Annotated in this window: 19 protein-coding genes; 12 read left to right on the forward strand and 7 right to left on the reverse strand. The window is 64.1% G+C overall.

The features are described 5' to 3' along the window. Window positions 1-4 precede the first annotated feature (4 nt). Complete coding sequence (locus NKJ32_RS00085; protein WP_023678200.1) at window positions 5-484, forward strand: tellurite resistance TerB family protein; 480 nt, start codon at window positions 5-7, stop codon at window positions 482-484. A gap of 18 nt (window positions 485-502) precedes the next feature. Next, window positions 503-1,219 carry a glutamine amidotransferase gene (locus tag NKJ32_RS00090; RefSeq protein ID WP_023678199.1) on the forward strand — a complete coding sequence of 239 codons (717 nt, stop codon included), beginning with the start codon at window positions 503-505 and terminating at the stop codon, window positions 1,217-1,219. Here the strand turns inward: NKJ32_RS00090 and NKJ32_RS00095 are convergent, their stop codons facing one another. Further along, entirely contained in the window at window positions 1,220-2,461 is a 1,242-nt protein-coding gene (locus NKJ32_RS00095; RefSeq protein ID WP_023678198.1) for an MFS transporter, read from the reverse strand. A 331-nt stretch (window positions 2,462-2,792) separates the two neighbouring features. On the opposite strand from NKJ32_RS00095, the gene NKJ32_RS00100 reads away from it, so the two are divergent. Then, window positions 2,793-3,080: a GIY-YIG nuclease family protein gene (locus tag NKJ32_RS00100; RefSeq protein WP_352456363.1), complete on the forward strand. Its 288-nt coding sequence runs from the start codon at window positions 2,793-2,795 to the stop codon at window positions 3,078-3,080. Between the two features lie 367 nt (window positions 3,081-3,447). Here NKJ32_RS00100 and NKJ32_RS00105 read toward each other — a convergent pair whose 3' ends face one another. The 5 genes from NKJ32_RS00105 to NKJ32_RS00125 all read right to left on the reverse strand — a co-directional run bounded on the left by NKJ32_RS00105 (window position 3,448) and on the right by NKJ32_RS00125 (window position 9,716). Continuing rightward, window positions 3,448-3,912, reverse strand: a complete 465-nt coding sequence (locus NKJ32_RS00105) for a Ros/MucR family transcriptional regulator (RefSeq protein WP_352574527.1) — start codon at window positions 3,910-3,912, stop codon at window positions 3,448-3,450. Between the two features lie 164 nt (window positions 3,913-4,076). After that, window positions 4,077-4,781: an ROK family protein gene (locus tag NKJ32_RS00110; protein WP_352569458.1), complete on the reverse strand. Its 705-nt coding sequence runs from the start codon at window positions 4,779-4,781 to the stop codon at window positions 4,077-4,079. Window positions 4,782-4,800: 19 nt separating this feature from the next. Beyond that, window positions 4,801-6,177 (reverse strand): glucose-6-phosphate dehydrogenase, encoded by a 1,377-nt coding sequence (gene zwf / locus NKJ32_RS00115; RefSeq protein WP_352569459.1) that lies wholly within the window; start codon window positions 6,175-6,177, stop codon window positions 4,801-4,803. A 22-nt stretch (window positions 6,178-6,199) separates the two neighbouring features. Next, window positions 6,200-7,216, reverse strand: a complete 1,017-nt coding sequence (gnd, locus tag NKJ32_RS00120) for a phosphogluconate dehydrogenase (NAD(+)-dependent, decarboxylating) (RefSeq protein ID WP_352754705.1) — start codon at window positions 7,214-7,216, stop codon at window positions 6,200-6,202. Between the two features lie 100 nt (window positions 7,217-7,316). Further along, a complete protein-coding gene (locus NKJ32_RS00125) occupies window positions 7,317-9,716 on the reverse strand; it encodes a glucan 1,4-alpha-glucosidase (RefSeq protein ID WP_352796403.1) in 2,400 nt (799 codons plus the stop codon). A 218-nt stretch (window positions 9,717-9,934) separates the two neighbouring features. Between NKJ32_RS00125 and NKJ32_RS00130 the strand changes: the two genes are divergently transcribed. The 5 genes from NKJ32_RS00130 to NKJ32_RS00150 all read left to right on the forward strand — a co-directional run bounded on the left by NKJ32_RS00130 (window position 9,935) and on the right by NKJ32_RS00150 (window position 16,633). Beyond that, window positions 9,935-10,948: an ABC transporter substrate-binding protein gene (locus NKJ32_RS00130; RefSeq protein ID WP_352574532.1), complete on the forward strand. Its 1,014-nt coding sequence runs from the start codon at window positions 9,935-9,937 to the stop codon at window positions 10,946-10,948. Window positions 10,949-11,022: 74 nt separating this feature from the next. Continuing rightward, the gene (locus tag NKJ32_RS00135; protein ID WP_352574915.1) at window positions 11,023-12,516 is read left to right on the forward strand and encodes a sugar ABC transporter ATP-binding protein; all 1,494 of its coding nucleotides are present in this window, start codon (window positions 11,023-11,025) and stop codon (window positions 12,514-12,516) included. Between the two features lies 1 nt (window position 12,517). Further along, window positions 12,518-13,492 carry an ABC transporter permease gene (locus NKJ32_RS00140; protein WP_023678190.1) on the forward strand — a complete coding sequence of 325 codons (975 nt, stop codon included), beginning with the start codon at window positions 12,518-12,520 and terminating at the stop codon, window positions 13,490-13,492. A 2-nt stretch (window positions 13,493-13,494) separates the two neighbouring features. Further along, entirely contained in the window at window positions 13,495-14,442 is a 948-nt protein-coding gene (locus NKJ32_RS00145) for an ABC transporter permease (RefSeq protein WP_023678189.1), read from the forward strand. 121 nt (window positions 14,443-14,563) lie between these two features. Next, window positions 14,564-16,633, forward strand: a complete 2,070-nt coding sequence (locus NKJ32_RS00150; RefSeq protein WP_352569466.1) for a 3-hydroxyacyl-CoA dehydrogenase NAD-binding domain-containing protein — start codon at window positions 14,564-14,566, stop codon at window positions 16,631-16,633. Window positions 16,634-16,641: 8 nt separating this feature from the next. Here the strand turns inward: NKJ32_RS00150 and NKJ32_RS00155 are convergent, their stop codons facing one another. Further along, the gene (locus tag NKJ32_RS00155; RefSeq protein ID WP_023678188.1) at window positions 16,642-17,454 is read right to left on the reverse strand and encodes a helix-turn-helix domain-containing protein; all 813 of its coding nucleotides are present in this window, start codon (window positions 17,452-17,454) and stop codon (window positions 16,642-16,644) included. A 114-nt stretch (window positions 17,455-17,568) separates the two neighbouring features. Between NKJ32_RS00155 and NKJ32_RS00160 the strand changes: the two genes are divergently transcribed. The 4 genes from NKJ32_RS00160 (at window position 17,569) to NKJ32_RS00175 (ending at window position 21,596) form a co-directional block, all read left to right on the forward strand. Further along, window positions 17,569-18,699 (forward strand): ABC transporter ATP-binding protein, encoded by a 1,131-nt coding sequence (locus NKJ32_RS00160; protein WP_023678187.1) that lies wholly within the window; start codon window positions 17,569-17,571, stop codon window positions 18,697-18,699. Next, entirely contained in the window at window positions 18,680-19,843 is a 1,164-nt protein-coding gene (locus NKJ32_RS00165; protein ID WP_023678186.1) for an ABC transporter substrate-binding protein, read from the forward strand. Before NKJ32_RS00160 ends, NKJ32_RS00165 begins: the two co-directional genes overlap by 20 nt. A 77-nt stretch (window positions 19,844-19,920) precedes the next feature. Beyond that, entirely contained in the window at window positions 19,921-20,784 is an 864-nt protein-coding gene (locus NKJ32_RS00170; protein WP_023678185.1) for an ABC transporter permease, read from the forward strand. Then, window positions 20,784-21,596, forward strand: coding sequence for an ABC transporter permease (locus NKJ32_RS00175; RefSeq protein WP_292657203.1), 813 nt, complete (start codon window positions 20,784-20,786; stop codon window positions 21,594-21,596). Before NKJ32_RS00170 ends, NKJ32_RS00175 begins: the two co-directional genes overlap by 1 nt. The last annotated feature ends 1 nt before the right edge of the window (window position 21,597 follow it).

The raw sequence follows: 21,597 nt of genomic DNA on the forward strand, positions 1-21,597 counted from the left end.
TTTGATGTTCGAACGCGTTTTGTCGTTTCTAAGGGATCTGCCGTCCGGTGGTGGCGCCAGCCCCAGCGCCGACGATCCGCGCATTGCCGCGTCCGCCCTGCTTTTCCACGTGATGAACGCCGACGGGGTGCGACAGGATACCGAATGGGAACGGTTCAAGAAGGTGCTGGCTGAAAGCTACTCGATCAGCGGCGACGAACTCGACGCATTGGCGGCTGCCGGCGAGCGGGCCGACAATGAGGCGATCGACCTCTACGCTTTCACCAGCGTGCTCAAGCGCCATCTCGACGCCGAGGCGCGAAAGGCCTTCATCGGCCTGATGTGGGAGATCGTCTATGCCGATGGCGAGCTGCACGAGCTCGAGGACAATACCGTGTGGCGGGTCGCCGAGCTGATCGGCGTCGAACGTCGCGACCGTGTCGAGGCGCGCCTCAAGGCGGCCGCCGCGGCTCCTGGTGCCGCCGGAACCTCAAGCGACGAATAGACAGGATCCCGCCTTCCAATGCCGCCCAAGCCAAGTCCGAGACCAAAGATCCTGATCGTGCTGCATCAGGAGCATTCGAGCCCCGGACGGGTCGGCCATATGCTTATCGAGGAAGGCTTCGACCTCGACATCCGCCGACCGCCGCTCGGCGAGGCCTTGCCGCAGACGCTGGATGGCCATGCCGGCGCCGTGGTGTTCGGCGGGCCGATGAGCGCCAATGACGGCGACGAGTTCGTCCGCCGCGAGACCGACTGGCTCAAAATTCCGCTCAACGAGAACCGGCCGCTGCTTGGCATCTGCCTCGGCGCGCAAATGCTGGTCAAGCATCTTGGCGGCAGGGTCGAGGGCCATGGCGAGGGCCTCGTCGAAATCGGCTGGTATCCGCTGAAGGCGACCGAAGCGGGCAGCAGGCTGATGCATTGGCCGGAGATGGTCTATCAGTTCCATCGCGAAGGGTTTTCGCTGCCGAAGGACGCGACGCTTTTGGCGACGGCCGAAACCTATCCCAACCAGGCCTTCCGCTATGGCGACAATGCCTGGGGCATTCAGTTCCATGGCGAATTGACCCGGGCGATGATGCAGCGCTGGGTGGTGCGCGGCGCGCACCGCTTCGAACTGCCCGGCGCGCAGCCCGGCCGCGACCATCTCGGCGGCCGGCTGATCTGGGACATCCACCTCAAGCGCTGGCTCGGCGAGTTCCTGCCGATGATTTTCGGCAAGCCGGCGCTGCGGTAATCAGTTTCGCCCCCTGAGATGACGCACCTTGCGCAGCTGCGGGAACAGCACCGCCCATAGGCCGGCAACAGCGATCGCCCCGACACCCCCGACCACCACGGCCGGAACCGTGCCGATCAACGCCGCCATGGTACCGGCGCGGAATTCGCCGAGCTCATTGGAAGCGCCGACAAACACCTGGTTGACAGCGTTGACGCGGCCGCGAACGTCGTCCGGCGTCCACAGCTGGATCAGCGTCTCGCGGATATAGACGCTGAACATGTCGGTGGCGCCGAGCAGCGCAAGGGCCGCAATCGACAGCCAGGTGATGGTCGAGAGGCCGAACAGAACCGTGAACGCGCCGAACAGCGCGACGAAGCCGAGCATGACAAGGCCGGCATGGTTGCGGATCGGGTGTCCGGCCAGCCAGATGGCGACGCAGATGGCGCCGACGCCGGGCGCCGAGCGCAACAGGCCGAGCCCCCATGGGCCGAGTTCGAGGATATCGCGCGCGTAGACCGGCAGCAGCGCCGAGGCGCCGGACAGGAGCACCGCAAACAGATCGAGCGAAATCGCGCCGAGCACGATCTTTTCGCTCCAGATATAGCCGAAGCCGGCGAACAGGGTCTGTACCGTCGGCCTGTCGGTCCGGCTGCGCTGGGCAGGCTTAGGGATGGTGAAGATCAGCACGGCGGCAACCAGCATCAGCACGGCGGCGGTGGTGTACGCGGCTTCGGCTGAAAGCCCGTAGAGCAGGCCGCCGGCGACCGGCCCGACGATGGTTGCCGTCTGCCAGGCGGACGAGTTCCAGGCGATGGCGTTGGCGAAATCCTCGGGCGGCACCAGATTGGCGAACAGCGATGAGGAGGCCGGCCCGAAGAAGGCGCGCGCGATGCCGAACATGGCGAGCACGATGAAGACCGGCATCGGCCCGGAGAGGCCGCGTAGCGTCAGCAGCAGCAGGGCCAAGGCGCAGCCCGCCTCGACCAGCACCGCCAGCGCCATGATCAGCCGGCGCCCGAAACGATCGGCAACGTCGCCGGTGACCAGCACCAGCAGCAGCGAAGGCAGGAACTGAACGATGCCGACAAGGCCGAGGTCGAACGGGTCGCGGGTGAGATCGTAGATCTGCCAGCCGACGGCGACCGACACGATCTGGGTGGAGAATGTCGAGAGGAAGCGCGCCGCCCAGTAGCTCAGGAACGGCCGGTGGCGAAAGGCGGCATAGCGCTGGTCGGATGGTACTTGGGATTCTGTGGTCATGGAATAAGGCCCCGTGGCGGCGATGTCGGCCGGCGGGGCACTTCCACGATGGGCGCTGGTCCGGCCAAAAGAGCCTTTAGCGCAGTTCGGCCGGAGGCGCGCGCAAAAATCCGGCCTGGATCAACAATTTCGTCCTGGCAGATAACAAGCGCATGGCAAATTGCAAACCTTCGAGACTAGCCGAAACACCTCTCGCTTCGTCATCCCAGGGCGGAGCAAGGAGCGAAGCGACGCGGCGCAGACCCTGGGATCCATGCCGTTACCTCAGTCGAAGAATGCAGCGGTTCAGAACGGCACTTGTGTCGGCATTGGCGTCAGCTACCCTTCAACCATGACCGGCTATGTCTACATGACCGCGAGCCAGAAGCGCGGCACGATCTACATCGGCGTCACCAACGATCTCGGCCGCCGCATGCCGGAGCACAAGACCGGCCAAGGCTCGCGCTTCACCAGCCGTTACGGCGTGCAGCGTCTGGTCTGGTACGAGGAACATTTCGACATTCGCGACGCCATCCAGCGCGAGAAGTCGCTGAAGCGCTGGCCACGCCAGTGGAAGATCGAGCTGATCGAGAAGACCAACCCTGAGTGGTTCGAGCTTTTTCGCGGGACGGGGTGGTAGCGTACGGTTCTGGTCCGCAGGCGCACTGCCGCGAGGTAACGGCATGGATCCCAGGGTCTGCGCCGCGTCGCTTCGCTCCTTGCTCCGCCCTGGGATGACGAAGTGGAGGGGTGTTCGGCCAATCTCGAAAGCTTGTAATTCGCCATCAATCGTCGTCCGATACACCGGACGAGCTGCCACTCTCCGACATCAGCGATTAGCCTTCAGCCATCCTTACCTTCGTCCTAGGGCGGAGCAAGGAGCGAAGCGACGCGGCGCAGACCCTAGGATGCTATGCCGTTAGCTTCGAGCGTCGCAGCTTCCGCTGAACACCAACAGACCGATCAGCAGAACGCGTTCAATGTGCATCCCGCTCGATCCAATGGTATCAAGCCGTCGCCTTGGCCTTCCTGCCCCGGCCCTTGACGGGCGCGGGCGGGGCGGCTTTGCGGCCGAGGCCGATCGCCTTGGCCAGTTGCGAACGCGAGGCCGCGTAGTTGGGGGCGACCATCGGGTAGTCCGACGGCAGGCCCCATTTGGCGCGATAGGCGTCGGGCGTCAGCCCGAAATGAACGCCGATATGGCGCTTCAAGGATTTGAACTTCTTGCCGTCCTCGAGACAGATGATGTAGTCCGGCGTCACCGATTTCTTGGGATTGACGGCGGGCGTCAGCGGCGCGGCGACCGGCACTGCCGGTTGCCCGAGCCCGCCTATGGCAGCGCTGACGCTGGCGATGAGGTCGCCGAGGCCGGAAGCCGGCAAGCGGTTCTTCTCGACATAGGCGGACACGATATGGGCGGTCAGCTCGAGCAGGTCGATATTTTTGCGAGCGTTGTTGCTGTCGTCGGTCAATCTATTTCTCCGTCCGTGGGGGTCGCAGAAATTCCTAGTCGGCAAATCTGCGCAATGCAATGACGCCGCACCACGTCACACATTATTTTGAATAATAATACTAACGGCAGCGCGGGATTAACAACCCTGAGCCGGTGCTCGATAATATCAGACAATCAGCAATATCAAATAATCAGGGATTTGTCGCGCCATAGTCGAAATCCGCCCTCGAAGGCGCGTGTGTTGTCGCCGCGTCTGCAATCGGCGGGCAAGTCGGTGAGTTCGTCGACATTGCCGCCGCCGATGACCACGTAATCCGGCTGCATGGCGGCGCGAAGCCGGTCGACCACGTCGAAGACGTGTTTGCGCCATTTCTTCTTGCCGCGCTTTTGCAGGCCGCGTTCGCCGACATAGTCTTCGAAACTGCCGCGCTTCTTGTAGGGAAGATGGGCAAGCTCCATCGGCTGGGCAACGTTATCAACGATCATCGCGGCCCCCAGGCCGGTGCCGAGGCCAAGGAACAGCATGCGGCCGCCCTCATAACTGCCGATGGCCTGCATGAGCGCATCGTTAACGACCTTGACCGGTTTGCCGAACTCGGCGGCGAAATCGCAGCCGACCCAGCCCTTGCCGAGATTGGCGGGTTCGGTCAGCGGCCGGTTGTGATGCACCGGGCCCGGATAGCCCATCGAGACGACATCGTAGTGCAGCCCTTCGGCGAGCGTCTTCACCGCCGCGACCATCTGCTGCGGCGTAAGCTCCGGTCCGGAAGCGGTCTTGCGCTCGTCGCCGCCGGCGCTGGTGCGGATCTTGACATGCGAGCCGCCGATATCGATCGCAAGCACGATCTTTTCTTCCTCCGATGCCGGTTGCTTCATCGCCTTGGCCATCGCTTTCGCCTCCCAGAAATCATTTCGCTGGATTGATCCAGCCGTTCTGCGGCCCGAATCCAGCCATGGCTTCGGCCGGCCCCCAGGTCTTTGGCGCGTAGACAAGGGGCGGCGTGGTGTCGCCGAGCACCGGGCCGACGATGCGCCAGGCGAGCTCGCTGGCGTCCTGGCGGGTGAACAGCTGGCCGTTGCCGTTCATGGCGTCGCCGATCAACCGCTCGTAAGGCGGCATGTCGCCCTTCGAATCGTCCAGCGCGGTGAGCTCGACCTGCTCACCGACCATGTCATCGCCGGGCGCCTTGCGCCGGGCTCCGATCGAGATCGCCACCTGAGGATCGATGCGGAAGCGCACGTGATTGCAGTCGCCGGGCTTGATCGGATCGAAGACGTCGAGCGGCGGCCGCTTCAGCCGCACGATGACCTCGGTGGCGTGCACCGGCAGGGATTTGCCGGCGCGAATGAAGAACGGCACATCCTGCCAGCGCCAGGTATCGACGAAAAAGCGCACCGCCGCGAAGGTCTCGACCGGCGAGTTCGGCGCCACGCCCGGCTCCTTGAGATAGCCGTCGAACTGGCCGCGCACCACATCGTCCCTGGTCAGCGTCCGGATCGCCCGCAGGACCTGCACCTTCTCGTCGATGAGATCGTCGGCCGAGCGGCCGACCGGCGGTTCCATGGCGAGCAGCAAGAGGATGTTGAGCAGATGGTTTTCGATGACGTCGCGAATGCAGCCGACCTCGTCATAGAAGCGGCCGCGGCCCTCGACGCCGAAATCCTCGGCCATGGTGATCTGCACGCTCTCGACGTAATTGCGGTTCCAGATCGGCTCGAGGAAGGAATTGGCGAAGCGGAAATAGAGCAGGTTCTGGATCGCCTCCTTGCCGAGATAATGGTCGATGCGGAAGATCGACTTCTCGTCGAAGACCAGATGCAGCACCCGGTTCAGCCAGCGCGCCGATTGCAGATCGTGGCCGAACGGCTTTTCCACCATCAGGCGCGCGCCCTGGGCGGCGCCCGACTGCTCCAGCCCCTGGACGACCACCTCGAACATCGCCGGCGGCACCGCCAGATAGTGCAGCGGCCGCTCAGCGCTGCCGAGCGCGGTCTTCAGCTTCTCGAAGGTCGCAGGCGCCCGATAGTCGCCGCTGACATAGCGCAGCAGCGATGCAAGCCTGGCAAAGATCTTGTCGTCGATGCTGCCCAAGGCGTTGACGATGCCGTCGCGGGCGCGCGCCTGCAGCTTGGCGAGGTCCCAGGGATCGAAGGCGACGCCGATCACCGGCTCGTTCAGCGTCCCTTTGGCCACCATGGCGTAAAGGGCGGGGAAGATCTTCTTGTGGGCGAGATCGCCGGTGGCGCCGAAAAGCACCAGCGTGTCCGATCGTTCCTGGCTCATGGGCGTGCCTCCCTGTCGCCCGTCACGAGCCGGCTTTGGGTTTTTCGACATGGCCGCCAAAGGCATAGCGCATGGCGGACAGAAGCTTGTCGGCGAATTCGGATTCGCCTTGCGAGGAGAACCTGTCGAACAGCGCCGAGGACAGCACCGGCGCCGGCACGCCGGTGTCGATCGCCGCCTTCAGCGTCCAGCGGCCTTCGCCGGAATCCGAGACCCGCCCGCCGAACTGCGTCAACGACGAATCGGCCTTCAGTACGCCGGCCGTCAGGTCGAGCAGCCACGAGCCGATGACGCTGCCGTGCCGCCAGACCTCGGCCACTTCAGCGATGTCGATGTCGAACTGGTAATATTGCGGGTTTTCCAGCGGGCTGGTTTCGGCGTCGGCGATGCGCTGCCGTTTGCCGGCATTCGCCGACTTCAGGATGTTCATGCCTTCGGCATAGGCGGCCATGACGCCATATTCGATGCCGTTATGGACCATCTTGACGAAATGGCCGGCGCCGCTTGGTCCGCAGTGGAGATAGCCGAAGGGAGCGGTTCCGGCATCCTTGGCAGGGGCGGGCGAAGCGGCGTCGGCGCCCGGCGCCAGCGTTGCGAAGACCGGATCGAGATGCTGGACCGCGCTGTCGGGGCCGCCGATCATCAGGCAGTAGCCGCGCTCGAGGCCCCAGACGCCGCCGCTGGTGCCGACATCGACATAGCTCAAGCCTTTCAAGGCGAGGCGCGCGGCGTGGTCGACGGCCTCGTGATAATAGGAATTGCCGCCGTCTATGATGATGTCGCCCGGCTCCATCAGGGCAGCCACCTGGTCGACGATCTTGCCGGTGATCGCCGCCGGCAGCATCAGCCAGGCGCTGCGCGGCTTCGCCAGCTTGCCGACGAACTCCTCCATCGAGGCGGCTCCGACCGCGCCGGCGCTCACAAGCGCGGCGACGCTCGCCGGGTTAATATCGTAGACGACGCATTCGTGGCCATCACGCAGCAGGCGCCGAACCATGTTGGCGCCCATCCGGCCCAGTCCCATCATTCCTATCTGCATGGTCTCGTCCTGCCTTACTTGAGGGATCGATGATCTAGTGGCGCTGTGATTGAAGCATGATCTTTTCCGAAAACCGGTCTCCACTTTGCGGGATCATGCTCTATCCGGTATCGCCGATGCCGACAGAAAAGTCAGCATTCTCCCAATGGTCGCTATCGGGCCAGAAGAAAGTGAAGACAATGCTATTGCCCGGAGCAATCTCGGCAACCTGCAATTCCGCAAGATGGATGCCGAAAGCATTCGCGGTGGTCTCGGTGTCATGGACGGTTGCCCAATTGTCGCTGCTCCAATGAACCACCGCCCGGGCCAGAAGTTCGATGCGCAGCGCCTTGCCTGCCGGGATGGTACGGATCTTGTGGTTGAAGCGCCATGCCCTGAAGCGCGACACCGTCCTGCCCTCGATATAGCGCTTGACGCCTTGCGGCGGCATGTCGAACACCGTGCCGTCGCGCAGCGACCGCAGCAGCTTGATGTGCTCGGAATGCGCCCAGACCAGCGGCTTGGCGCTGCCGGAGGGCCCGCCATGCCGCAATTCGCGCTCCGGCATGTCGGGACCGTCCCAGACCTGCTCCGGTAGCAGGCCGCCCGGTCCGGCAGAGTTCTCGAACGTCCTGAGCAGGCTTGCCGCACTATCCCTACGGCCTGCCGCCAGCTCGTAATGAGCGCGCTCGCCGACCAGCAGCGGCCAGGGCCGGCCCCGGCCGGTTCCATCGAAGGGCGCGCCGTCGGCATGCTCGCCATAGCCATCGCCATTGTAGCGGTACCAGAGCGGGCCCTGCGGCAGTTCGCAGCGCAATTGCGCGTCGATGACCTTGACCGTGTCGAGGATGCGCGGATCGTCGGCTGCCCTGAGGCCGAAGCGGACCAGCGCCAGCGCATCGGGGCTGACGATCGCCTTGGCCGGCCGGTCCGTATCCGCCGGCGGGCGGTTCTTGATCGGGACGTAGCCGTCTTTCGGCGATGCCGCGCCGGCTTTGTCGGGCGGCGCAATGCGGACATAGTAGCCTTCGACGCTGGATTGCTCGCATGCGGCGGTGCCGGCGACGTAGGTCCAGCGTTCGATCTGATCGTTCCAGACATCGGCGGTTTCGCGCAGATAGTTTGCCGGCTCTGTTTTGCCGGCGGCATCGAAGATGTCCGCAGCCGCTAGCAATGCGGCGATCTCGACGGCAAGCGTGAACGGGCTGTAGCCGGCGTCCTCTTCCCAGCGGTCCTCGCCGGTGACCGGACCGTTGCGCACGACATAGGCGGCAGCGCGCTCGATCATCGGCATGAAGGAGGAGAGTGCGGCGGGCGGCAAATGGCCGGCGCGGCGCAGTGCGTCGGCAAGCAGCAGCGGGAAGGCGCATTCGTCCATCTGGATGCCCGGCCAATAGGCCGATCCGTCGAGCCAGGCGTTCTGCGGCCAACGGCCGTCCGGCTCCTGGATCGCGCGCAGATAGCCAAGGATGCGCAAGGCTTCCGCCGGGTCGCCGGCGGCGAGGAAGCCGCCGGCGGTTTCGACCAGATCGCGCGGCCAGACCAGGTGATAGCCGCCGAGGTCGTCGTCGCCCTTGTTGAAGCCCCACGGGATCGACAGGCTGGCGACGGCTGCTCCGGCAGACGACCGATGTGTCGCCAGCACCGCCGTGCTGAGGCGGTAGGGATTGAGGCCGGACGCCGCGTGCCGGTCCAGCGGCAGCAGGCCGGCCTGCCATTTGCGCCATTTTTCGATGTAGGATCTGGCCGCGGGCTCAAAACCTTGCCTCAGGCTGGCGAAAGCAGTTTCCGCCGCCTGTTGCGGCGTCGCGCCGAAGCCCAGTGCCAGCAATATTTTTGGGTTCGCAGCCGAAAAGGCGATCTCGCCGGTCAGCGCGACATTGCCGTCCTCGGCCCTGCGGCAGGCCGGATCGAGCCGGCCGCCTTGACGAAGCTGCTGCCAGCCGTCGGAGACGCCGACATAACCGGCCGAGCACGCCTTCCACGGCAGCGACGAGGCGAGCGCCAGGCAGGTGCCGCGTCCCGATGCAAACAGGACAGGCTGTCCTTCATGGTCGTCGATCCAGGCGGTGTTGCCCATGCCGGCGTTGACGAGGTGCGGTGCCAGCAGCGCGTAGACGCGGTAGTCGGCGGCCGCGCCTTTGAGCGGCGTGAACATAATCTCCTGCAGCAAGACGGGACGTTCCGGATCCGTCAGGATGCGCTTTTCGATCCTGTAGGTTCCATCGCTTGCGGTGTTGACCAGCCGGTAGGCAGGCACCCCGTCCGCCAGGGGTTCGATACTGTGTTCGGCGTCGCGTTTTTCTTCCGAGAAATAGCCGTCGGGTCCGGTGACGATCAGCCCCAGATCGCGGGTGCAGGCGCTGTCGAGGCGCGGGTAGTAGATCTCGTTGAGGATACCGTGGCTGATGGTGAACCAGATCGGGCAGGCCGGCGAGAGCGCGGTGCCGACGCCGCTCTTGGCGCTCGAGGTCCAGCGCGCCGGAATGCCGGGTGCACCCGGAGCAAGGTTCGTCGCCATTCAATCGGTCTCCAGTGCCATCCCTAGACCAGGAGTCGAACCGGTTTCAATGATTGCACCGCAAGTTGATCGCCGGCCATGGATTGCTGTTGACAGCTTGCCGCCTATCTGCATTTGTCTGATAATAGATAAAAAACAAGATTGTGAGCGTATCAGCCAATACCCACCAGCCAGCCATTAACCACCAGTAAGACAGCAACTCACGGGAGGAGTATGACATGAGGAAAATATTCGTTTTGGGGGCTCTTGCGGCGATGCTCGCCGCAGGTACAGCGCTTGCCGACACCAGCGGCAAGAAAATCGCCTTCTCCAACAATTACGCCGGCAATTCCTGGCGGCAGGCGATGCTGGACAGCTACGCCATCGTTACCAAGAAGGCGGTTGCCGACAAGGTGGTCGGCGCCGCGGACGTCTTCACGACGGCCGACAAGGAAGTGCCGACGCAAGCAGCCCAGGTGCAGAACCTGATCCTGCAGGGCTATGACGCGATCGTCATCAACGCGGCGTCTCCGGATGCGCTCAACGGCGCCATCAAGCAGGCCTGCGACGCCGGCATCGTCGTCGTCTCCTTCGACGGCATCGTCACCGAACCCTGCGCCTACCGCGTCGTTGTCGACTTCAAGGACATGGGCAAGCAGGAAGTCGAGCAGATGGCCAAGTTCCAGCCCAAGGGCGGCAACCTGCTGGAAATCCGCGGCCTCGCCGGCACCTCGATCGACGATGCCATCCATGCCGGCATCCTCGAAGGCGTCGCTGCCCATCCCGAGTTCAAGATCGTCGGCTCGGTGACCGGCGACTGGGACCAGACCACGGCACAGAAAGCCGTAGCGACGATCCTGCCTTCGCTGCCGGATGTTGTCGGGGTCGTCGACCAGGGCGGTGACGGCTACGGCGCGGCGCAGGCTTTCGCCGCCGCCGGCAAGCCACGCCCGACCATCATCATGGGCAATCGCCAGGACGAGTTGCAGTGGTGGAAGGAGCAGAAGGAAAAGGACGGTTACCAGACCTGGTCGGCATCGATCGCACCGGGCGTATCGACGCTTGCCTTCTGGGTGGCGCAGCAGGTGCTCGACGGCCGCACCGACGTGCCGCACGACCTGCTGGTGCCCTATCTTGCCTTCACCCAGGACGATTTCGAGGCCGCGCTGCCGAAGATTCCGAAGGGCGGCGTCGCCAGCCACGAATACACGCAGGAAGACGCCATCGCGGCGATCAAGGCCAACATCAAGTGAGCATGGCACTATTGTTGCCGCCACGGATAAACGGGTATCGTTGAGGGATGCCCGAGGCCAATGCAGACATCATCATGCCGGACGGCGCCGAAAAGCTTTTCGGCGCCGTCAGTTTGGACATCATAAGACTGGACGGAGCCGAAAAACATTTCGGCGCCGTCAGGGCGCTCGCCGGTGTCGATTTCAGCGTTTGTGCCGGAGAATGCGTCGGTCTCGTCGGCCATAACGGCGCCGGAAAATCGACGCTCATGCATATGGTGGCGGGCACGCTTGCCCCCGACAGCGGGCAGATCGCAGTCCGCGGCGGTGTCGAGGCAAGTTATTCGGTGCCGCGCGCGCAGCAGCTCGGCATACGCTGTGTGTTCCAGGAGCTGTCGCTCTGCCCGAACCTCAGCGTCGCCGAGAACACGCGGATCAACCACGCGTCGCTGCATGGCTTCGGCTGGCGGCGCAAGGCGGCCGATCTGATCGCCGCCAAGCTCGACGAGATCTTCCCCGGCCACAGCATCTCGGCATCCGACATCGTCGGTGATCTTTCCATCACCAGCCGGCAGATGGTGGAGGTGGCGCGCGCCTTCACGGTCACGCAGGAGCCGCTCGAGCTGGTTATCCTCGACGAGCCGACATCCTCGCTCGACGCGCATACCGCCGGCCAGCTGCTGGCGTTCGTGCGCCGCTTCATCGCCGCCGGCAAGAGCTGCATCCTGATCTCGCATGTGTTGGGCGAAGTGCTCGGAAATGCCGACCGCATCGTGGTGATGCGCGACGGCAAGGTGGTCGCCGCCGGGCAGGCCGACGCCTTCGACCGCGACAGGCTGGTGACGGCGATGGGCGGAGCGGAGGCGCGCGAGAAGACCGCCGCAGAGATTGCGAGCGGCAAGCCGGAGCCCGGCCCGCTGCGGGTCCGGGCGCGTCCGGCGCGACAGCAGGACGGCAACGAGCTTGTCGCCCGTGCCGGTGAAATCATCGGCCTTGCCGGGCTTGCCGGGCATGGGCAGACGGACCTTTTGCTGGCGATCTTTGCCGCGGCTTCCCGTGCCAAGACCGGCATCGAGGTCACCGCGCCGGTGGCGCTGGTTGCCGGCGACCGCCAGTCGGACGGGATTTTTCCGCAATGGTCGATTGCCGAGAACATTGGCATCCGTTCGCTGGCGCGATTGCGCAACGGCCTCTTGATCTCGCCGCAGCGCGAAGCCGAGCTCGCCGAGTTGTGGCAGCGGAAAATCGGCATCCGTACGCCCGACATGAACAACAACATCTTCTCGCTGTCCGGCGGCAACCAGCAGAAGGCGCTGTTCGCGCGGGCGCTCGGCTCCGACGCCAAGATCGTGCTGATGGACGATCCGATGCGCGGCGTCGACATCGGCACCAAGCTCGAAGTCTACGACCTGGTGCGCGAGGAGGCTCGCCATGGCCGCACTTTCCTCTGGTACACCACCGAAACCGAAGAGCTCGACAATTGCGACCACATCTATGTGTTCAAGAACGGCCGGATCGTCGCCAACCTTCGTCGCGACGAACTGACGGAGGAAAAGATCATCCAGTCGTCGTTCGGCGATGCGGCCTGAGATGACAGCGGTATCCGTCGAGAATGGGCTAAAATCTTCGGCTCGCGCCACCAGGCGGGCGCGCATGCTGCGCAGCCTGCTGCCGGCACTGTCGCTGGCGCTGGTGCTCATCGCCATCGCCTGGCTCAACCCGCGCGCCATCAGCTATTTCGGTTTCAGCCTGATGCTCAATCTGGCGATCCCGATCGCTCTGGCGACGATCGCGCAGATGTTCGTCATCGCCGGCAACGAGCTCGATCTGTCGATTGGCACCTTTGTCGGCTTCGTCGGCTGCGTGACGGCGACATGGCTGAAGGACGCGCCGCTGCTCGGCGTCGTGATCCTGCTCGGGTCGATCGGCGTCTACGCGCTGCTCGGCGCGCTGATCCATCTGCGCAACCTGCCCTCTATCGTGGTGACGCTCGGCATGAGTTTTGTCTGGCAGGGCATGGCCATCCTCATCCTGCCCAAGCCCGGCGGCAAGGCGCCGGACTGGCTGCTGGCGCTGATGGCCTTCAAGCCACCCTTCATTCCGTTCCCGATCATCGCGGCATTGCTGATCGCAGCCGTCGTCCACTTTGGCCTGATGCGCACCTCCTACGGCGTCATCCTGCGTGGATCGGGCGGCAATTCAGCCGCACTCAAGCGCGCCGGCTGGTCGCTGCTGCGCACCAAGATCGCGCTGTTTGCGCTGACCGGCCTGTTCGGCGTTTTGTCCGGCATGGCGCTGATCGGCATCACCACCTCGGCCGATGCCAATATCGGCAATGGCTATACGCTGCTTTCGATCGCCGGCGTCATCCTCGGCGGCGGTGAGTTCGTCGGCGGCCGGGTGTCGCCGATCGGCGCCGTCATCGGCGCGCTGACGCTGGCGCTGGCGGCATCGCCCCTCTTGACGTTCATGCACATTCCGCCCGACTGGCAGGTCGCCGCCAATGGCGCCATCCTGATCATCGTGCTGGCGGCGCGGGTGCTGATCAGCCGCAGGGAGAGGTGAGCATGGCATCGCTGCGGACACTGCTTGCCAGACCCTGGATCTGGTCGTTCTTCGGGGCGCTGCTGGTGTGGCTGGCGACCATCGCCTTCACCGGCGGCTACGGCGGCGGCGGCATGATCACGGCGGCGCTGTCGCTCGCCGTCTTCACGGTCATCGTCGGCGTCGGGCAGATGTTCGTCATCACGCTCGGGCCGGGCAATGTCGACCTGTCGCTGCCGGCCAATATCGGCCTTGCCAGCGCCGTCGCCATGAAGGTCATGGACGGCAATGATGCGATGATCGCGGTCGGCCTGCTGGCAGCGCTTGCCTGCGGCATGGCGATCGGCGCCGTCAACTATCTGCTGATCTGGGCGCTGCGCATTCCGCCGATCATCGCGACGCTGTCGGCCAGCTTCGTCATCCAGTCGGTCGATATCAGCTATGGGCGGGGCCTGCAGATCAAGCCGCCGCCGGGCTTTGCCGATTTCACCAACTGGCAGGTCTTCGGCATCCCGGTGCTGGCGATCCTCACCGTGCTGTTCACCATCGGCGCCGGCATCGTTTTGCAGCGCATGATCTACGGCCGCTCGGTGCTGGCGATCGGCCAGAACATCCGCGCTGCCTGGCTGGCCGGCGTCAATGTCGGCCGCACCCGCTTCCTCACCTACACGCTGTCGGGCGCGCTCGGCGGCCTCGACGGCGCACTGCTCGCCGGCTATTTCCGCGGCGCCAATGTCGATATCGGCAATGAATATCTGCTGGCCTCAATCGCGGTCGTCGTCATCGGCGGCACGTCGGTGGCGGGCGGCAAGGCCAATGTGCCGGGGGTCTGGGGCGCGGCGCTGTTCCTGGTGCTGCTGTTGACCATGCTCAACACATTCGGCGTCAGCGTCGGCGTCCGCCTGGTGCTGACAGGGCTGATCATCGTCGGCGTCATCACCGCCGCCGGTGGGCAGAAGGCGCTGCGCTAAGGCAAGGCCACCCGGCGGCGAGGGGATATCGATCCGGCCCGCAAAACACGTGGTTCCCATCCGCATGCCAGCGCTGTAAATCCCGTCGCGCTATTGGCCAACATCATTGCGCGAGGTTTGCGTGTCCGATTTCGTCAGCACTACAAGGCACGGCAACGTCGCGGTGGTGAGCATCGACAATCCGCCGGTCAACGCGCTGAGCTTCCATGTGCGCGAGCCGCTGATGCAGGCGCTCGTTTCCCTGCGCGACGAGCCGTCGGTCCGAGCAATCGTGATAGCATGTGCCGGGCGGACCTTCGTCGCCGGCGCCGACATCACCGAATTCGGCAAGCCGGCGCGGCAACCGGACCTGGGCGCCCTAGTCGCCATGCTGGAAACCATCGCCAAGCCGACGGTCGCGGCCATTCACGGCACTGCGCTCGGCGGCGGCCTGGAACTGGCGCTCGGCTGCCATTTCCGTGTTGCCGACCGAACGGCAAGGCTCGGCCTGCCGGAAGTCAAGCTCGGCCTGCTGCCGGGCGGCGGCGGCACGGTTCGCCTGCCGCGCTTGGTTGGTCCGCTGAAGGCACTCAGCATGATCGTTTCGGGAACGCCGATCGGTGCGGCCGAGGCGCTCGCCGCCGGCCTGGTGGATGCCGTCTTCGATGGCGACCTGACCGCGCAAGCGGTGAATTTCGCCAACGAAACGGCCGCGAAAGGCGGTCCGTTCACGCCGGTGCGCGACCGCAATGATCGCCTCGACCAGGCCGACTTGCCGGCGTTCGACAAGGAAGCGGCAGTGCTTGCCGGCAAAGCACGCGGCCTCGAGGCGCCGATCGCCTGTGCGCAGTCGATCCGCAACGCCCTGACGCTGCCCTTCGACGAAGCGCTGGCGGCGGAGCGCGACCTGTTCGTCAAGCTTGTCGCCGGGGACCAATCACGCGCGCAGCGGCATTTGTTCTTCGCTGAACGTGAGGCGGCAAAGATTGCCGGCAAGGACGTCGTCAGGCGCAAGATCGCCCGGGTCGGCGTCATCGGCGCCGGCACGATGGGCGGCGGCATCGCCATGGCGTTCGCCAACGGCGGCGTCCCCGTGACCTTGCTGGAAGCGACACACGAGGCCTTGCAGCGCGGGCTGGCGACGATCAACAAGAATTATGCCGTTTCCGTCATCCGCGGCTCGCTGAGCGAAGACGCCAAGCGCCAACGGCTTGGGTTGTTCAAGGGTTCCACCGACTATGCCGATCTTGCCGATTGCGACCTGATCGTCGAGGCCGTGTTCGAGGAGATGGCGGTCAAGAAGGATGTCTTCGGCAGGCTCGATGCCGTGGCCAAACCGGGCGCGATCCTCGCCACCAACACCTCCTATCTCGACGTCAACGAAATCGCCGGTTCGACGTCGCGGCCGCAAGATCTCCTCGGCATGCATTTCTTTTCGCCGGCTAACGTCATGAAGCTTTTGGAAATCGTCCGCGCCGACAAGACTTCGCCCGACGTGCTGGCGACCATCGTCGATCTGGCACGGCGGATCGGCAAGGTGCCGGTCGTTGTCGGCGTCTGCCACGGCTTCGTCGGCAACCGCATGCTGGCGGCGCGCGGTGCGGAACTGGAGACGCTTCTGCTGGAAGGCGCAATGCCGCGCCAGGTCGACCAGGTGTTCACCGATTTCGGCTGGCCGATGGGGCCGTTCGAGATGAGCGATCTCGCCGGCCTCGACATAGGCTGGCGCAACCGCAAGGCGCGTGGCCAGACGGCCGTGATCGCCGATGCGTTGTGCGAACAGGGACATTTCGGCCAGAAGACCGGCAGCGGCTTCTATCGCTACGAAGGCGGTTCGCGCACGCCGCTGCCCGATCCCGATGTCGAGGCGCTGATCCGCAACAAGGCTGCCGAGCGCGATATTGCACCGCGCGCGATCGGCGCCGAGGAGATCATCGAGCGGACGCTCTATCCGATGATCAACGAGGGCGCCAAAATCCTCAAGGAAAAGATTGCCGCCCGCGCCTCCGATATCGACGTCGTCTGGGTCAACGGCTACGGCTTCCCGGTCGGCAAGGGCGGGCCGATGTTCTGGGCGAGCCTCGAAGGCGTGGACAAGATCATCCGGCGGCTGGATCACTGGCACCAGCAGACCGGCAAGGATGTCTTTCGAGTGGCACCCCGGCTCAGGCAGATGGCCGAAACCGGTTCCTGGGACGGCGCTGCCGGCTGAACTTGGGACTACCGAATCCGTGCGTCCATGATCTCGACAAAACGCGCGAACAGACCCGCCTGCGACTTTATCTTGAGCTTGCGGTAAATGTTGCGGCGATGAACTTTTACGGTTCCCGGCACGATGCGCATCGCCCTGGCAATCGATTCCGTGGAATGGCCCTGAAGCACCAGATCGACGACATGCTGTTCGCGCGGCGTGAGTGAAAGGCTCTTCCAGATGTGAGCACGTTCGAAGTCACTGACCGGAGCAATCGCCTCGTCTTGCTTCGTCCCAACCGGTCCGTCAGCCGGAAGGGTAGGCCAGCGCAGCCTGACGAGGCTGATCACCGCAGGCGCCATGTCGCGCAGCAACCTGGCATCGGCGGTTCCGAACGGCCCCGAAGCGCGCAATCGCATTAGCGAGACCACCAGCGCGTCCTTTCCCGGCAGCGGCACGAAAAAGCCGACCTCCTCCGCAAGCCTGGTCTGGCTGTAATAGGAGCGGTAATATTCGCTGGCATAGAAGCGATCCGGCGCCAATTCGCGCATGCGCCAAAAGCCTTCCTTGCGCTCGACTGCCGCATGGTGGAACGGATCGAGCAGATAAGGCCCTTCCTGATAGAGCGCGACGAAGACGTGGCTTTCGGCCGGCGAGAATGTCTCGAACAGCAGCGGCGGGCGTGAGGCGCCGCGATAGCCGAAGATCACGCAATGATCGAAACTGACATGCTGGCGGAGCCAGGCGACCATCGCCTTGCCGAAAAGCTCGCCGCTCGTCTCCCGCGTCGCTGCGATGAGCGCAGCGAGCCGGCTGTATTCATCGCTGCGTGAAACGCCCAATTCATACCCCTCCAGACGAGAAAATAGACGAAATATACCACCTGGGAGGTATATACTAGCCGCCATTGGCTCTGATAGCGTTTCGAGACCAACTAGCCGCTGGAGCCCGCAGCTTTGACCGCAGTGCCCGACATCGAGTTTCGCGGGGTCACCAAACGCTACGGCAGCGTGATCGCGGTCAGCGGCATCGATCTTGCCATCCCGCCGTCTGCCTTTGTCGCGTTGCTCGGGCCGTCCGGCTGCGGCAAGACAACCTGTTTGCGCATGATCGGCGGTTTCGAACAGCCAAGCGAAGGTGTGGTATTCATCCGTGGCCGCGACATGGCCGGCACGCCGCCCTATCGGCGGCCGGTCAACATGGTGTTCCAGCAATATGCGTTGTTTCCGCATCTGGATGTGGCGGACAACGTCGCCTATGGCCTACGCCAGGCGCGGCCGCGCCTGTCGTCGCGGGAGATCAGCCTGAAGGCAGGCGAGGCGCTCGCCATGGTTCGGCTCGCCGGCTATGGACGCCGCAAGATCCATGAGCTTTCCGGCGGCCAGCAGCAGCGTGTCGCCCTGGCGCGGGCGCTGGTCAACAAGCCGGCGGTGCTGCTGCTCGACGAGCCCCTGGCGGCGCTCGACAAGAAGCTGCGCACCGACATGCAGATAGAGCTGCAGAACCTGCAGCGCGAGATCGGCATCACCTTCGTCCTGGTCACCCACGATCAGGAAGAGGCACTGTCGATGAGCGATTTCGTCTGCGTCATGAATGGCGGGCGCATCGTCCAGCTTGGGCAGCCGAGCGAAATCTACGACGAACCCGCCGACCTCTTCGTCGCCGATTTCGTCGGCAAGACCAATCTCTTGAGCGGCAAGGTCGTCGGGCTCTCGGGCAAGCTCGTCGAGGTAGCGCTTGCCGACGGCACCGTCATCGCCGCGCGCAAGCGCACTTCGCTAGCCCAGGGCGAAGCCGTCTCGGTCAGCCTGCGTCCTGAATCCTTAAGTCTCGGCGCGCCCGGAAGCGGCCGGCTGAACGGGCTTGTCCGCAACCGGATCTTTCTCGGTTCCACCGCGGAATATGCAATCGAGGTCCAAGGCATCGGGACACTGCTCGCCAAGGCCGACCATCTGGTTGGCGGTGGAAATCTCTTCAAGCCGGGTGAACCCGTCGCCGTCGGCTTTACAGCCGGAACGCCGCTGGCGTTTCCGGAGAATAACGGGACCAACCAGAGGGAAAACAAAAATGTCGAAATCGTATCGTGACGGACTGCCGATAAGCCCTGAAAAATTCATCGACCAGTTGATGCGCCTCAAGCGCGGTTCCATCGGCCGCCGCGAGTTCCTTGGCCTCACCGGCCTAGGCATCGCAACGGCAGTAATGGCCCGCGAACTCGGCATCATGCCGTCGCCGGCCTTCGCCCAGGAGGGGCTTGGCGACCGCATGTCGATTGCCACCTGGCCCAATTATCACGACCCGGCGACGTTCGAGAATTTCAAGGCCGAAACCGGCGTTGCCGTCGAGGTGAACGTGTTCGGGTCAAACGAGGAGATGCTGGCCAAGCTGCAGGCCGGCGCCTCGGGCTGGAGCCTTTTCGTTCCGACCAACTACACGATCTCGACTTACAAGAAGCTTGGCATCATCGAAGCGCTGGATATGGCCAAGCTTGCCAATTATGACGGCTCGCAAGAAGACCCGCGCTTCACTGGGGAAGGCACCATCGACGGGGTGACTTACGCTGTGCCGAAGAATTGGGGCACCACCGGATTTGCCGTCAACACCAAGAAACTGACCAAGCCGATGACGAGCTGGAAGGAATTCTGGGACACGGCCATGGCGGAGGGTGACGGCCGGACCATGGTTCATGATTACCAACTGACCACGATCGGCAACGCGCTGAAATATTTCGGCTTCTCGTTCAACTCGCTGAAGCCGGACGAACTCGCCAAGGCGGAGGAATTGCTGCTGAAGGTCAAGCCGCATCTGTTCGCGGTCTCCAGCGACTACCAGCCGTCGATGCGTGCCGGCGACGCCTGGATGACGATGTGCTGGACCAATGACGGGGCGCAGCTCCACCGCGACATCCCCGAAATCGCCTACGTGCTTGGCAAGGAAGGCGGCGAGATCTGGACCGACTTCTACGCAATACCCAAGGATGCGCCGAACAAGCCTGCCGGCTATGCCTTGCTCAACTATTTGATGAACCCGAAAGTCGCGGTCAAGGAGCACCTGGCCAACGGTGCGCCTTCCACCGATGCGCGGGTCAATGCGCTGCTGCCCAAGGAGGTGCTGGACAATCCGATCCTCTATCCGGCGGCGGATCTGCTGAAGCCGCTCGAATTCGGTGCGGCTGCAACGCTAACCGATCCGGGCCGGGCCGAATTGATGGCACGCTTCAAGTCGGCTTGAACCGGGCAGGCCACAGGCTCGATGCAGGCAACTCACCCGGCGGGCAGATGTCCGCCGGCACCGGGGCGGCTTTTTCAATGCGCAGCAATGTCCTTCGTCACAATCTCCTGACCGCCCTGCTGCTCGGTCCAGCAACGGCGTGGCTGGTGGTGTTTTTAGTTTTGCCGTTCGTGGCGATCGCCGTTTTCAGCGTCGGCGAGCGGGCGCCGGAAGGCGGCTATCAGGCCGCTTTCACCTTGGCGCAGTATGCCAATCTTCCGGCGCGGGCGACTGCCTTCTGGAACACCATGGTGCTGGCGCCGGCGGGCGCACTGGCCTGTCTTCTCGTTGCCTATCCGGTCGCCTATTACCTCGCTTTGCGCGCGCCGGAACGGTGGCGGCTGATCCTGCTGGCGCTTGTCGTCATCCCGTTCTGGACCAGCCTGCTGATGCGAACCTATGCCTGGATGTATGTGCTTGGCGGGCGCGGCATCCCAGCTCTGCTGGCCTATGTCGGGCTGGAGGACGTGCGGCTGATCAACACGCCGGGAGCGGTTCTGCTCGGTATCGTCTATGGTTATCTGCCGCTGATGATCCTGCCGATCTATGTCAGCCTCGAGCGGCTCGACCGCCGGCTACTGGAGGCCTCCGCCGATCTCGGCGCGACGCCGATCTCGACATTCCTCGGCGTGACGCTGCGGCTGTCGCTGCCAGGTGTGATGACCGGCTTCTCGCTGGTCATGATCCTGCTGCTCGGCGAATATCTGATCCCGACGCTACTCGGCGGCGGCAAGGTCTTCTTCATCGGCAACGCGCTGGTCGATCTGTTCCTGCAATCGCGCAACTGGCCATTTGGATCGGCAATCGCCATCACACTTGTGGCGGTTTCAGTGGTCGTGCTGCTTGCCGCGAACCGCATTTCGACCCGGCTTTCGGGTGCCCGCCGGGTGGACCTGATCTGATGCGTGCCTTCGTCGTTGCGGTCTTTGCCTTTCTCTACCTGCCGATCGCGCTGGTGGTGCTGTTTTCGTTTAACGCCGGCCACCACGCCAGCGAGTTCACTGGCTTCTCGGTGCAATGGTACGGCAAGGCCCTGGCAAACCCGTTCCTGGTCGAAGCGCTGAAGAACAGCCTGTTCATCGCCACGACCAGCGCCTTGCTGGCGGCGCTGTGCGGCACGGCGGCCGCGCTTGGCCTGGCGCGTGTCGGCGCGCGGACGCGAGCCGTCTTCGATGCGCTTTTGGGTGCTGCGATCGTCGTTCCTGGCGTCGTCATCGGCATCTCGACGCTGGTCGCGCTGGTCCAGCTATTCGGGGTGGTCAACCCGTTTGTCGCTTCGCTGTGGCCGAACGACCAGCCACCGCGCCTGGCGCTCGGCTATGGCTCGATCATCGCCGCGCACGGGCTGTTTTCGATGGCGCTGGTGGCGATGATTGTCGGCACGCGCCTCGGCAGCCTCGACCGCAATCTGGTCGAGGCCTCGAGCGATCTTTACGCTACCCCGCTGACGACGTTCCGCAGCATCGTGTTGCCGCAGATCATGCCGGCGGTGATCGCCGGCTTCCTGCTCGCCTTCACATTCTCCTTCGACGATTTCATTGTCGCTTTCTTCGTCGCCGGCGCACAGACGACATTGCCGATCTATGTCTTCGCCTCGATCCGGCGCGGGGTCACGCCGGAGATCAATGCCATCGCGACGATCGTGCTCGTCGCCTCCGTTTTGCTCGTGGTGCTTGCCCAATGGCAACTGCGCCAACGAAAACCATCACACTGAA

This window comes from Mesorhizobium sp. M0159, assembly GCF_040322295.1.
Classification (GTDB): Bacteria; Pseudomonadota; Alphaproteobacteria; order Rhizobiales; family Rhizobiaceae; genus Mesorhizobium.

Bases quoted from the DNA above. Each gene is read 5' to 3' on its own strand.
- zwf (WP_352569459.1), bottom strand. From the start codon at position 6,177: ATGAGCCAGGAACGATCGGACACGCTGGTGCTTTTCGGCGCCACCGGC.
- NKJ32_RS00145 (WP_023678189.1), top strand. From the start codon at position 13,495: ATGGCATCGCTGCGGACACTGCTTGCCAGACCCTGGATCTGGTCGTTC.
- NKJ32_RS00085 (WP_023678200.1), top strand. From the start codon at position 5: ATGTTCGAACGCGTTTTGTCGTTTCTAAGGGATCTGCCGTCCGGTGGT.
- NKJ32_RS00095 (WP_023678198.1), bottom strand. From the start codon at position 2,461: ATGACCACAGAATCCCAAGTACCATCCGACCAGCGCTATGCCGCCTTT.
- NKJ32_RS00165 (WP_023678186.1), top strand. From the start codon at position 18,680: ATGTCGAAATCGTATCGTGACGGACTGCCGATAAGCCCTGAAAAATTC.
- NKJ32_RS00140 (WP_023678190.1), top strand. From the start codon at position 12,518: ATGACAGCGGTATCCGTCGAGAATGGGCTAAAATCTTCGGCTCGCGCC.
- NKJ32_RS00090 (WP_023678199.1), top strand. From the start codon at position 503: ATGCCGCCCAAGCCAAGTCCGAGACCAAAGATCCTGATCGTGCTGCAT.
- NKJ32_RS00125 (WP_352796403.1), bottom strand. From the start codon at position 9,716: ATGGCGACGAACCTTGCTCCGGGTGCACCCGGCATTCCGGCGCGCTGG.
- NKJ32_RS00135 (WP_352574915.1), top strand. From the start codon at position 11,023: ATGCCGGACGGCGCCGAAAAGCTTTTCGGCGCCGTCAGTTTGGACATC.
- gnd (WP_352754705.1), bottom strand. From the start codon at position 7,216: ATGCAGATAGGAATGATGGGACTGGGCCGGATGGGCGCCAACATGGTT.
- NKJ32_RS00130 (WP_352574532.1), top strand. From the start codon at position 9,935: ATGAGGAAAATATTCGTTTTGGGGGCTCTTGCGGCGATGCTCGCCGCA.
- NKJ32_RS00110 (WP_352569458.1), bottom strand. From the start codon at position 4,781: ATGGCCAAGGCGATGAAGCAACCGGCATCGGAGGAAGAAAAGATCGTG.
- NKJ32_RS00175 (WP_292657203.1), top strand. From the start codon at position 20,784: ATGCGTGCCTTCGTCGTTGCGGTCTTTGCCTTTCTCTACCTGCCGATC.
- NKJ32_RS00170 (WP_023678185.1), top strand. From the start codon at position 19,921: ATGCGCAGCAATGTCCTTCGTCACAATCTCCTGACCGCCCTGCTGCTC.
- NKJ32_RS00100 (WP_352456363.1), top strand. From the start codon at position 2,793: ATGACCGGCTATGTCTACATGACCGCGAGCCAGAAGCGCGGCACGATC.